The following is a 12,516-nucleotide window of genomic DNA, read 5'->3' as shown; positions in this document are numbered from 1 at the left end:
AATAAACCGTGGAGCACGGTTTATTTTTTTTCATTTACTAGCAGAGGTGTAAGTCCATCCTTAGCAAAAATAGAGGGGAGAACTGTCAATAACCTCTCACGGGTAAGGGGATCATCGTAGTTCCAGCCAGCTTCTACGATATGTACATTGCTGGGTGCCAACATTCTAACCAAACTTTGGAGCGGAGAAGGGGTGTTTACATTCATCTCCTCCTGTGGAACCATTACGAAGTTTCGGTCTCCAGCGTATTGTGTGATTTTATTTTGATCAATTTGTATCCAAGGTCTGCCATCAACGATCAGTTGATTTACGGATTCGGTGGGTCGAAAGCCAAGTGATTCATACACCGTAGCGGCAAATCCCGTCTGTCCCATAACATATATGTTCTTGCCGAGCACCAGATAGACAGTGGCTCGTTCTCCTGCAATATAATCATCTGCCAATTGTCGCCGTATCCTCCTGACACTCTCCTCATAGCGGTCGATCCACTGTTCAGCGGTTCTGCTTCGACCGAAAAGATCCGCAATATAACGAAGACGCTCAAAAGTGCTGGTTGATTCGCGATAGACAATGGTAGGGGCAATGGCATCCAATCGAGGTAACTGCTGCTCACTATAGTTGCCTAAAAGTATAAGATCAGGCTTCAGTAGGGAGACTTGTTCCGGTGCGCCTTGCAGTCCAATGTCCGGGATGTGATGTAGTTTGTTTCGATATATGACTTGTGATTTCATTGTAGCTATACCCGCGCCGACTGGACGGATACCGATAGCAAGCAACTCGCCAAGGGTATTGGTGCCTGTGGCTACGATTCGCATAGCCGCATCAGGGAGAGAAATCTGCCTGCCGAGGGAATCGGTTATCGTTCTTTGCCTGGTCCGCCTTAGTATATTGGCGTATTCCCGTGGAGGGTGTCCTGTGAGCTGATGAAAGCGCCGACTGAAATAATACTCATCCTTAAAACCGACTTGTCGGGATATTTCACGCAAGGTCTCGGTAGAACTGGATAGTAACCTTTTAGCATGCTGGACCCTAAGCTCTGTCAGGTAATCTGTCGGCTTCTTGCCAGTCATCACTTTAAACAATTTGCTATATTGCCATCGAACCATGCCAGCCATTTCGGCCAAGAACTCTACGGTCAGATCTTCGTTGTAGTGCTGCTCCATATAGCTGAGTGTACGTTGTACCGCTTGATCATTCTGCACTGGCGGAGGAGCGCTTTCCAGCTGAGCCATCAGACCAAGAATCAGTTGCAGCCGGGCCTGCGTAACTGCTAATTTTGAATGTTGAGTAGGGGGATCTTTCTTCTCCTGCAACCGATTTTGCTTGTTGGATTGCAAAGGCGACGGAGAAATCCAGTCCTCACCTGCCAAAGCCAATTTTATAGTAGAAAGAGATAGCCGGTAAGGAAAGCCCTGAATAAGAGGAGGGCAAGCCGGAAGCAGAGTCGACTGATCCACTTGAAAAGCAAGAAAGGTAAACCGAGCTATATGCGCTTGCTCTTTTATCGTTTTGACAATGTAGGATTGCTGAGTAGGGAGCAGAATACAGCTGCCTTGGCTCAGATCTTGGGAGATGTTGTTCATTAACAGCCGAATTCCATGATCCAGAGCAATAAGCATCGTATAATCATTGGCATCCTTACTCTTCGTTGATGGATTATGATGATTGGTTTCCTGCAGTGGTGTGAGCTGAAGCAGATCATACTGCTGCAGTTGGATGTATAGGGAAGCCATTTGCATTCGGGAGCACTCCGATCTAGTGATAATAATTCTCAATTACTAGTTTACCACACTTTACAAGTTAGAGAATGTTTCGTAGCAGACCCTATTACACGCAGTACAAATTTACAAAATCAAAAAATCCTCCATAACCCGAAAGGGTCTGGAGGATTTTGACGCCATCATCAATGCGTTATTATTGATTCATCCATTTCGGTAATTCATCAAGCAATTGCTCCAGTGCCAGCAGGTTGTCGGTATTCCATTCGGCTGATGCTGTATAGACGTGTCCTTGCTGAACGGCAGGCAGCGTTTTCCACAAAGTGCTTTGTAACAAGCGCTCAGACTCAGCTCGGCTTTCGTCATTATCCAACGTAAGGACAAAGAGGTGATCTCCTGCATAGTCTGGCATTAGTTCTTCCGAAAGTTCGACGAATGTTTGGTCCTTGTCGATAATGTTTTGCTGAATTGCTGGGGGAATTGCAAATCCGTGCTCTTGATACAAGACTACACCCAAGGAACGATTGCCCATCACATAGAGCTGTTTACCTAACTGCAAGAAGATGGTCGCTGTCTCGCCCTCAGCCACATTCAGCTTGTCCCACATCGCTTCCGCTTTTGTATCAAATCTGCTGATCCATTGCTCTGCCTCATCCTGTTTGCCAAAAATGTTACCAAGCTCGCGGACGCGTTCTGTAAATGGTAATGCCGAGTTAAACGGAATGGTAGGCGCAATCTTTGAAAAAGCGGCGTTCCGGTCAGCATCTTGGTTATAACCATTCAAAATCAAGTCAGGCTGCAAGGCTGTTATTGCCTCCAAATCACCAGGATTTCCGACATCCTCCATACCTTCTAATCGGTCTACAATATAGCTTTCGGAAGCATGAATCAGATTGGCTCCAACGACGGGAATATCCATGGCCAGGAGATCTCCAAGTGCTGAACCAAGATAGATCACTCGTTGTGGTTGAGTTGGTATTTCAATCACTTCGTCTGTTTGAGTTGTATAGCTTTTCGTCGTCTGCTCGTTGGTCTTCACAAGTTCTTGTGAAGGGGCGCTTTCCGAACGACTGCATGCTGCAAGGACGGATAGAAGAAGGAAGCATGCTCCCCATATGAATAGGTGTTTCCTAATTGTACTGTTCATCATTGTTTCCCCCTGAGTTCTCTTTTTCTCATTGATAACCATTATCAATTACAATGTAATTATAGGTGTCATTTCTGAGGCTTACAATGAAAAAAACGCAGTGAATTTATTTGTACAAATGTCAATGCGTGAATCTAATTGTTCGTTGCATTATTTTCAATCCGCAGGTGCGCTGTCATCGGAGTATCCGTAATAAAAAAACAGCTTGCTATATAAGGAATTAATAAACGTTGGATAATAATGACATTGACAACTGCAGGTTTTTCCAAAATAATAGAATGTAATTGAATACTGGTACCTTTAATTCAGTCCAGAGAGGCTGGCAAGGGCAGCGGATTTCATAATCACGCGAGAATCAGAGCATATTCCATATTGGGATGCTCTGTGTCTTCGCGCGGGTTATGATGCAAAAGAGGCTACTTGTCAGTGTATAACTTGACGAGTAGCCTCTTTTTTCTGCTTTTTATGGTATCAGATACACTTTACGTTGGGGGTATTCTGATGAGCAAACAAGATCAAGAGTTTTCATGGCAAGCTGTGCCGAAATCGCAAAGAAACCATTTTTGGAAGACGTTATCCGTCATGCTCGGTTTCACATTTTTCTCAGCAAGCATGCTGGCAGGAGGCACATTGGGCGTCAGCTTGACGTTCATGGAGTTCATTGGCATCGTGCTTGCAGGCAATCTGGTGCTCGGTATCTATACAGGGGCACTGGCACATATCGCTGCCAAAACGGGCCTGTCCACACATCTGCTCGCTAAATATGCATTCGGTGCGAAAGGTTCGTATCTGCCTTCGTTCCTGTTAGGCTTCACACAGGTCGGATGGTTCGGAGTCGGTGTAGCCATGTTCGCCATCCCGGTCGCCAAAGCCATGGATTGGAACGTATACCTGTTAATCATTGTGTTTGGACTTGCCATGACGGCATCAGCCATCTTCGGCATGAAGTCACTCGTCATTCTCGGTTATATCGCCGTTCCCGCGATTGCCATTCTCGGTGGTTACTCCATGTTCGAAGGTGCAGGTTCACTAGGTGGTCTGCAAGGCTTGCTTGATTACACGCCGACTCAGACACTTACCGCGGCGGCCGCATTGACGATCTGTATCGGATCATTCATAAGTGGCGGAACGCTGACACCCGATTTTGCCCGGTTTTCCCGGACATCCAAACAGGCAGTTACCGCAACAGTGATTGCTTTCTTCCTGGGTAACTCACTCATGTTTCTGTTCGGTGCAGTTGGCGCAATGGCCTATAACCTAGCCGATATCTCGGAGGTCATGTTCCTGCAAGGATTGATCATCCCGGCAATCATCGTTCTGGGCTTGAATATCTGGACGACCAACGATAATGCACTGTACGCTTCAGGTCTTGGCTTTGCCAACATCACCAAAATTTCGAAGAAATTCTTCGTCATCGTAAACGGCATCGTGGGTACCGTATTCGCCATGTGGATGTACAACAACTTCGTCAGTTTCCTGAACGTACTGGGCGCGGCGGTACCATCCATCGGGGCTATTATTATTGCAGATTACTTCATTGTGAAACGTAGAAACTATAAGCCATTTGCCGACATGTCATTCAAAAATGTAAACTGGATAGCGATGGTCGCATGGGCCATCGGCGTGGCATTCGCCCAACTGGCTCCTGGTGTAACACCATTGAACGCACTGTTTGGTACAGCAGTGGCCTATATCATCTTGATGCTGATTGTTCCTGCGAAAGAATCCAAAGAAATGGGGAAAATAAATGATTATACAGAACGCAAAATTGCGGGGTAAAGAAGGACTATGGAATATTGTTGTGAAAGACGGGAAGTTCGAACGAATCACACAATCGCTGGAAGTGACCGAAAATGAAGAGATCCTGGATGTCAACGGATCGCTTGTGCTGCCACCGTTTATTGAGCCGCATATTCATCTTGATACAACGCTCACCGCAGGCGAGCCGGAGTGGAACCTAAGCGGGACGCTGTTCGAAGGCATCCAGCGCTGGTCAGAGCGCAAGGCTTTCTTAACACATGAGGATGTCAAAACACGCTCCAAAACAGCACTGAAGTGGCAAATGGCACAGGGCATCCAACATGTACGAACACATGTAGACGTTACCGATCCAAGCTTGATCGCCGTTAAAGCCATGCTTGAAGTAAAAGAAGAAATGGCTCCATATATGGACATCCAGCTTGTTGCTTTTCCACAGGAAGGCATTCACTCTTATCCAAACGGTGCAGAATTGCTGGAAGAGTCGTTGAAAATGGGCGTTGACGTGGTCGGCGGCATTCCACACTTCGAATTCACACGGGAATACGGCGTTGATTCAATGAAGGTTGCGTTTGATCTGGCCGAAAAATACGACCGTCTGATCGACATCCATTGTGATGAAATCGATGACGAGCAATCCCGTTTTGTTGAAGTTGTTGCCAAGGAAGCTTACGAACGTGGACTGGGTTCACGCACAACGGCAAGTCACACGACAGCAATGGGGTCATACAATGACGCTTATACGTACAAGTTGTTCCGTTTGCTGAAAATGGCTGATCTGAACTTTGTCTCTAATCCGCTGGTCAACATTCACTTGCAAGGACGCTTCGACACGTATCCGAAGAGAAGAGGGCTGACGCGTGTCAAAGAGTTGCAGGAAGCAGGTCTGAATGTATGCTTCGGTCACGATGACATCTTCGATCCGTGGTATCCGCTCGGCACAGGCAACATGCTTCAAGTGCTGCATATGGGGATTCATGCTTCGCAGTTGCTTGGTTATGACCAGATCGTGAATTCGATCGACCTTATTACGAAAAACAGTGCAAGAACGTTACACATTGAGGATGTATACGGTATTGAAGAAGGTAAACCTGCTAACTTCATCGTACTTGAAGCAGAGAACGAATATGAGGCTGTTCGCAAACAATCCGGCGTACTTTATTCCTTCAGAGGTGGCCGTAAAATTGCAGAATCCAAGCCGCGGGACACATCCATCATTTTTGAGGGTGGCTCAGAGAAGGTTACTTTCAATAAATAAAGTAGCTTACATGAATTTGGTCTCAAACTAAATCACACAGAAATCATATCCCCATTAAAAGTCGCTATTTTAGCGGCTTTTTTTGCTTTTTGTGCGGTCTACGCAATGTATCCCATATGGGATACGTAAGGTATTAACCGTCAAATTGAAAAGACCTCCTATATATAGAAGAGGTCTTTGTAGAATTCATATTTTTACATAGAGGATGGTGCTGAACCATCTCTACAACAAACCTGTCCATTTCAGCCCATGCCAGATCCCGTCTTGCTCCGCATTAGCTGTAACATGAGATGCCAATTGTTGTAGAGGATGAGGGGCGTTGCCCATAGCAATGCTGCAGCCTGCATAACGGAACATCTCCATATCATTGAAGTTATCGCCAAAAGCATACACCTGTTCAGGGGAAAACCCCAAGCGGTCTGCGAGTCGGGAAACCCCTTCGGCTTTGGAGCCTCCTGCAGGTAGAACGTCCATGGACAACGGATGCCAACGTACAAAGTGTAGATCACGGAACCTATCTCGATATACCGTTTCCTCTTCTGAGGAGCAGAATAACATCGTCTGATAGATGAGTCTGTTTGTACAAAAGCTCCTTCTATACCCAGGATGCGTGACACCAAGCGAAGTTAGACAAAGGTCTACATGTGCATGATACTCCTGACTGCAACTCATCTGTGAATGATCCAGATAAACGAGTGGATGTCCCAACAACTCAGCGAATGCAGACAATTGATTCAAAGCATCCGAACGAATGGGGTTACTGTGAATAAGTTCTCCTTGATGCATCACATATTGTCCATTGAAACTAACATAAGACTCCAGCTCCAGTTCAAGCCGAACCTGTTCCAACATAAACGGAGATCGCCCTGAGGCTAAAGCTACGACATGTCCGGCTTCCTTCAAGGCAAGAACGGCTTGCTTCGCGGAAGCCGGAATTCGATTATGGCGGTCGAGCAGCGTACCATCAATGTCAAAGAAAATCAGTTTTGGACTTTGAGTCACAACGTCACACTCCTTCACCGCCGACGGAAGAAAGACTCAGGCTCACTTGTTCATTCAGGGCGAAAGGAAGAGGGGAGATGACTTCCCAACGTTTCGTATCACTTCGAATATCATAGTGAAATTCTTTCCCTTGAAACTGGACATTGGCGATCTCGCCCAATATGCCATCTTGACTTGAAGGTTGTAAATGGAACTGATCCGGTCTCACGGGGTATAACCCGTTGGATTTAAAATAATTCGCAACCTGCTTGCCAGGCCAAGCAATATTGGTGCCGCCCTCAGGGACGAACATATCTGCATCCCAGTGACCTTTGACCAAATTGGATTTGGACACAAACCTCGCAACAAATTCGGTCTCTGGCCGCAAATAAATATCCTGTGGTGTTCCAGCCTGTTCGATTCGGCCATCCTTCATTACGATAATTCGGTCAGCCATAGCAAGGGCTTCGCCTTGATCATGTGTCACATAAACTACCGCTGATTGAGTATTCCGATGTACTTGTTGAATCTCACGCCGCATATCCATACGAAGCATCGCATCCAAACTGCTGAGGGGTTCATCCATCAGCAGCAATGACGGTTGGGGGGCAATGGCACGTGCAATAGCGACGCGTTGTTTTTGTCCTCCGGATAGCTCATGCGGCATACGTTCAGCTAGATGGGACAGTCCCGACATATTCAGGACTTCCTGAATGCGGTTCTGTTCGTTATTTTTAATATGAGTAGGTGTTGATTTATGCGTTCGGATGGGAAAACGAACATGTTCGGACACATTCATATGCGGCCAAAGTGCGAAAGACTGGAACACCATGCCGATTCTTCGTTTTTCGGGAGGAAGTAATGTACCTGAGCCTGCCACCACTTTACCGTCCATCAGAACATTACCGCTGCTTGGTTGCTCAAATCCGGCAAGAATGCGCAGCAATGTGGTTTTCCCACAGCCTGACGGTCCAAGAATCGCCACGAATTCTCCATCCTTAATGGTTAAATCAATGGAATGAAGGGCCTGGTAACTTCCGAAGGATTTGCTAACCTGTTGAATCTGAATACTCATGACTTCACTCCCTTACGAGTTGCCCAGCGTTGAGCGATGAGCAAAATTACGCCGCCTGCCGCAATAAGTGCGACAATCAGACTGGACAATGCCGTTGAATAGAGGGTATCTCCTGCCTGTTCAAAACTAAATATGGTGACACCAATGGTCTGTGAACCTGATGAATATAACAATGCCGATACAGTAAGCTCGGTCAGAGCAGTCAGGAAAACCAACATACCTCCGGTCAGAATACCCGGCAGCAATAAAGGCAGCAGAACAGTAATCCATTTACGCCAGAAACCAGCTCCGGATATCCGTGCGGCTTCTTCCATGGATGCATCCAACTGCATGAATGAAGTCACACTTGAACGGATCTGAAGAATAAGGAATCGGCAGATGTAGGCGATAAACAAGATGGTCATGGTGCCATATATACCAGGGTTCCAACCGGGAACTGGCTCCATCCATACCAGAATCATGGACAGTGCGAACACAATGCCGGGAAGGGTATAGGGAACGGCAGTGGCCAGCTCCGCCATTTTATTGAATTGATTAGGCTTGCGTACCCGGATGTAAGCAAATCCTGAGCCAATAATCAGACAAGCCAGCATCGTGACAAGAGAGAGCACAAGGCTGTTCTGGATCGCCTGCCATACACGCTCATTCTCGAAGAGAATATATCTATAATTGTCCAGGGTCATATTGGCACGGGTCAGACCGAGACCATACGCTCTTTTTAAAGACATTGAGATCATTGAAGACAGCGGAATAATTGTAATTAGTGCGAGACCTGCCCATATGGCGAAGGTTAGCGGCTTGCGCATGCGACCCAAATTATACCTTGGGGTAAGATCGGGTTGCATCGTATCCGAAGCATGACTTTTACGCAAAAGAATCCATTGCAACAGACTGCCGACGACCGCAGCAGCACCGAGCAGTACTGATAACGATGCGCCACGGGCAAACGCCGAAGGTCCAAACCCGATAATCTCTTCATATATAAGTGTACTGAGAACGGAGATATTCACAGGTGTGCCAAGGAAGGCAGGTATTCCGAAATTGTCCAGCGAAGCCAGGAAAACCAGCAATCCGCCTGCCGTTAGACCCGGAAGGGCAAGTGGCAATGTAATCCGACGGAAAACTTCGATCCTGCTTGCACCACCGGCTCTGGCCGCCCATTCCAGATCACGCGGGATTTTGCGGAGTACATCGAGTGTGAACATGTACACCAACGGGAAATGATGAATTCCCATCACAAACACAATACCGCCCATACTGTACATGCTCCAAGGAGCCAGATCGGGATGAATCCATTGCAGCACATGTGCAAGCCAGCTCTGTGACCCGGTAAAAGAAGACCAGGACAACGTGAGAACATAAGAGGGAAGAATAAAACAAAGCATGATTCCCATATGCAGAGCAGATTTGTGTCGTATATCCGTATAAGCGACGACCCAAGCCAATGCAGTTCCAATTACGAGTGAGAACACAGTTGAACCGATGACGATATATACGGTATTTCGCAGCGTGGACCAGAAACGTTCCTGCTGAAGTAATTCGTTATAATGTGATAACGTCAAACCTTGTTCACCCTGAAAGCTGAGAAGAACCAGCTTCAGGATAGGGTAAACAAAGAATAAAAGAACAGCTATGGCACCCAACAGGGCAATCAATCGATTCCAACGAAATAGGCCGGGGAGGGAGAAAACGGATTTGCGCCCGTTATCTTGTCCCCTTAGAACGATCATGTTTCTCTTCAATTTCTCCATTCCGACAGCTCCAATCCTTACTCGCCAAACACATTAATGAATTGCTGTTTATCTGTTTCCCGATCAGCTGCCAGTTTGGCCGCATCGCCAGGCAAAATCTTCATTTCTGATACACCTTTGAGTCCTTCAGGTGGAGCAACGCCTTCGCGAATAGGGGAGTAACCGATCTCGGCAGACAACTTCTGCCCCTCTTCAGAGAGAATGAAATCTACAAAGGCTTGAGCAGCCGGCACATTGGCAGCTTCTTTCATAATCCCGATCGGTTCTGTGATGATGGGAACACCTTCTTCAGGGTAGATCAGTTCAACCGGAGAACCTTTCGATTTTTCACGCGCCACGAGGTAATCCACAACGACGCCATATGATTTTTCACCGCTAGCAACAGCCTTCATAACCGCACCGTTTCCTTTAATTACGGACATGCCGTTCATCTTCGTCTCCTGAAGGAAATCCCATCCGAATCCATCTGTTCGACTAAACACACCGATGTTGTATGCTGCTGCGCCAGAGTATAGGGGACTCGGCATAATACTTGCATCTTTGCTGTCCGGCAGGGTCAGCACTTGCCAGGATGTCGGTTGAGCTGTGACCTTCTGGGTGTTGGTAGCAAGTACCGTTGCCATAACCTTCGTACCGGCGTACATGCCGTCCGGATCAACCAGATTTGTCGGGATTTCACTTAGCTCTGGGGACTTGTATGCTTGTAGAAGATCATCCTTTTTCAAATTTTCAAAGGTGACCGCATCCGCCAGCAGGAGTACATCCGCTTGAGTTTTACCGGCTTGGCGTTCTGCCTGAAGTTTCGCAGTGACTTCTTCGGTCCCGGAACGGAAGATGCTAACTTGAACATCTGGATATTTATCGTTAAACGCCTTTACCAGTTTGCCTGCATCTTCTTCAGGCTGGGAAGTATAGAAGGACAGTTTGCCTGACACCGTGCTTGAAGCTCCACCTGAACCACCTTGATCTGAAGTGGCTTGTCCTTGTGCAGAACAACCGCTGAATACAATCATGCCTGCCAGAAGGGGCAGTAGTAACGACTTTTTGAATGGAATCACAGATAATCTCTCCTTTGGTGTCTAGCTGTTAATGTATGAGGTTACGACATTGGAAAAGAAATAATTAGAGCAAGTTATAACAAGTACGTATGGATTGCCTGCGCAACACCATCTTCAGCGTTACTGCCGGTAACGACATTAGCGATTTCCTTCACATGCGGCTCTGCATTTCCCATGGCGATTCCTAATCCTGCCCATTGCAACATGTCCAGATCATTATCATAATCCCCGGCTACAGCTACATGCGCACGTTCGATATGATGTTCATGACACAATCGTTCCAGCGCTCCACGTTTACTGACACTGGCTGAATTAACATCAAATCGCAAACTTCCGGTACGTGTACATTGGAACAACCCTGATCCGTCAAGGATACGAAATAGTTTTTCGCGTGAGTCGTGGTCTGTACAGATCACGGCTGCTTTGAACAGCATGTCTGGCATCTGACTTACAAAGGTACTGAAATCCTGTCCAACTTCGACGAAACGAATAAAATCAGCCTGTTCTGCTTCAAGTTCATCACGTTCTTCGGGTGAATCTAGTTCCGGTCTGTTGACCCTATTGTTCAAGGCCCAGTTTCTATTGATATCATTAATCTCTTGAACGTAGAGGACATTGTATCCATAGAAATGGATGTAGGCTTTTTCTTGCTGGATGACATCCAACATGAATAGCATATCTTCTATTTTCAACGCAACGCCATCAAGCAAATTTCCAGTCAAGGGATCTACCGTCACGGCACCGTTTAATGCTACCAGTGGGAAATTCATGGAGACTTCCCGAGCATGGGACCATACGGAAGCGGGAAATCGTCCGGATGCAATCGTGACATTCACATTCGCTGACATTAATTGTTGAATGGAGCTGCGTGTCATAGGGGTTATCACTTTGTCTGGATTAAGCATCGTGCCGTCCAGATCAAGGGCTAACAATTTGTACATGAACATATTCCTCCCGGATGGATTAACTTACACAACATACATACGAAGTGGTTCGGGTATATCCACAGGTCCTTGGAAAGAGCGACTTGCTTCATCTCGCATGAACTCCAGATCGCCATCTCCGGGAAGATGGACAAGGACTAGTTGCTTGACGTTTGCCTGACCAGCAATCATGCCTGCTTGAAGGGCATTCATATGTCCTTGTCCGGTCGTGTGAACACTGCCCTCACAGATCGTAGCCTCACATAGAAAGATGTCTGCATCACGAGCAAGTTCGATCAGGGAATCACAGTAGGAGGTGTCACCGGAATACACCAGCACCTTGCCTTTATATGTGATCTTAACGGCATAACATGTAATGGTATGCTGTACGTGTACGAATTCAATCTCTGCGCCTGCCAATCGAATCTTGATTGAAGGATCAATGGAGATGACCTCAGTATGTTCACCGTATAGACCATTCAGAATTTCTACTGGATTATCCGGAGCATACAGCTTCAGTTTATTCACCATGCGACCATTGCGAATCGCACCTGCTGCAGCATATTGGAGGACTCCCAGATCGGCGATATGATCATGGTGCAAGTGAGACAAAATAACACCGGATAGATCTTCCACACATGTCTGGGTGGGGAGCTTACTCATCACGCCGCTGCCACAGTCCAACAAAATCTGCCCTTCATCTGTGGTTACAAGGTATCCCGCAGTTGCTCCGCCAGCGGCGGGATAACCACCCCAGTAACCTAATATCTTCACATTCATCTTTGCACCTCTGTCTGTCTTGATCTGCATTCTTTACAAATGTTCCGTACAGTTACAATTGTAAAAA

10 protein-coding genes are annotated in these 12,516 nt (G+C 46.8%); 2 read left to right on the top strand and 8 right to left on the bottom strand.

Going from position 1 to position 12,516, the window contains the following annotated elements; all coding sequences use genetic code 11:
• Positions 1-20: 20 nt before the first annotated feature.
• Both HF638_RS05910 and HF638_RS05905 read right to left on the bottom strand, forming a co-directional pair.
• A complete protein-coding gene (locus HF638_RS05910) occupies positions 21-1,739 on the bottom strand; it encodes an AraC family transcriptional regulator (RefSeq protein ID WP_169479359.1) in 1,719 nt (572 codons plus the stop codon).
• 175 nt (positions 1,740-1,914) lie between these two features.
• Entirely contained in the window at positions 1,915-2,865 is a 951-nt protein-coding gene (locus tag HF638_RS05905; RefSeq protein ID WP_169479358.1) for an ABC transporter substrate-binding protein, read from the bottom strand.
• A gap of 501 nt (positions 2,866-3,366) precedes the next feature.
• On the opposite strand from HF638_RS05905, the gene codB reads away from it, so the two are divergent.
• Positions 3,367-4,644, top strand: coding sequence for a cytosine permease (gene codB, locus HF638_RS05900; RefSeq protein ID WP_169479357.1), 1,278 nt, complete (start codon positions 3,367-3,369; stop codon positions 4,642-4,644).
• Entirely contained in the window at positions 4,613-5,881 is a 1,269-nt protein-coding gene (locus tag HF638_RS05895; RefSeq protein WP_169479356.1) for a cytosine deaminase, read from the top strand. The genes codB and HF638_RS05895 overlap by 32 nt, the downstream gene beginning before the upstream one ends.
• Before the next feature lie 222 nt (positions 5,882-6,103).
• Here the strand turns inward: HF638_RS05895 and HF638_RS05890 are convergent, their stop codons facing one another.
• From HF638_RS05890 to HF638_RS05865, 6 genes are all read right to left on the bottom strand, one after another.
• Entirely contained in the window at positions 6,104-6,883 is a 780-nt protein-coding gene (locus HF638_RS05890) for a Cof-type HAD-IIB family hydrolase (protein ID WP_169479355.1), read from the bottom strand.
• A 4-nt stretch (positions 6,884-6,887) separates the two neighbouring features.
• Complete coding sequence (locus HF638_RS05885; protein WP_169479354.1) at positions 6,888-7,937, bottom strand: ABC transporter ATP-binding protein; 1,050 nt, start codon at positions 7,935-7,937, stop codon at positions 6,888-6,890.
• Positions 7,934-9,688, bottom strand: coding sequence for an ABC transporter permease (locus HF638_RS05880; RefSeq protein WP_169479353.1), 1,755 nt, complete (start codon positions 9,686-9,688; stop codon positions 7,934-7,936). The genes HF638_RS05885 and HF638_RS05880 overlap by 4 nt, the downstream gene beginning before the upstream one ends.
• Positions 9,689-9,705: 17 nt before the next feature.
• Complete coding sequence (locus HF638_RS05875) at positions 9,706-10,701, bottom strand: ABC transporter substrate-binding protein (protein WP_169479667.1); 996 nt, start codon at positions 10,699-10,701, stop codon at positions 9,706-9,708.
• A 119-nt stretch (positions 10,702-10,820) separates the two neighbouring features.
• Complete coding sequence (locus HF638_RS05870; RefSeq protein WP_169479352.1) at positions 10,821-11,687, bottom strand: HAD family hydrolase; 867 nt, start codon at positions 11,685-11,687, stop codon at positions 10,821-10,823.
• Between the two features lie 27 nt (positions 11,688-11,714).
• On the bottom strand, positions 11,715-12,449 hold the full coding sequence (locus tag HF638_RS05865) for an MBL fold metallo-hydrolase (RefSeq protein ID WP_169479351.1): 735 nt from the start codon (positions 12,447-12,449) through the stop codon (positions 11,715-11,717).
• Between the last annotated feature and the right edge of the window lie 67 nt (positions 12,450-12,516).

The organism is Paenibacillus sp. SZ31 (assembly GCF_012912005.1).
Taxonomy (GTDB): Bacteria; Bacillota; Bacilli; order Paenibacillales; family Paenibacillaceae; genus Paenibacillus.
This window is presented reverse-complemented; position numbering and strand designations above follow the sequence as displayed.

Bases quoted from the DNA above. Each gene is read 5' to 3' on its own strand.
- HF638_RS05875 (WP_169479667.1), bottom strand. From the start codon at position 10,701: ATGATTGTATTCAGCGGTTGTTCTGCACAAGGACAAGCCACTTCAGAT.
- HF638_RS05910 (WP_169479359.1), bottom strand. From the start codon at position 1,739: ATGCAAATGGCTTCCCTATACATCCAACTGCAGCAGTATGATCTGCTT.
- HF638_RS05885 (WP_169479354.1), bottom strand. From the start codon at position 7,937: ATGAGTATTCAGATTCAACAGGTTAGCAAATCCTTCGGAAGTTACCAG.
- codB (WP_169479357.1), top strand. From the start codon at position 3,367: ATGAGCAAACAAGATCAAGAGTTTTCATGGCAAGCTGTGCCGAAATCG.
- HF638_RS05905 (WP_169479358.1), bottom strand. From the start codon at position 2,865: ATGAACAGTACAATTAGGAAACACCTATTCATATGGGGAGCATGCTTC.
- HF638_RS05870 (WP_169479352.1), bottom strand. From the start codon at position 11,687: ATGTACAAATTGTTAGCCCTTGATCTGGACGGCACGATGCTTAATCCA.
- HF638_RS05865 (WP_169479351.1), bottom strand. From the start codon at position 12,449: ATGAATGTGAAGATATTAGGTTACTGGGGTGGTTATCCCGCCGCTGGC.
- HF638_RS05895 (WP_169479356.1), top strand. From the start codon at position 4,613: ATGATTATACAGAACGCAAAATTGCGGGGTAAAGAAGGACTATGGAAT.
- HF638_RS05880 (WP_169479353.1), bottom strand. From the start codon at position 9,688: ATGGAGAAATTGAAGAGAAACATGATCGTTCTAAGGGGACAAGATAAC.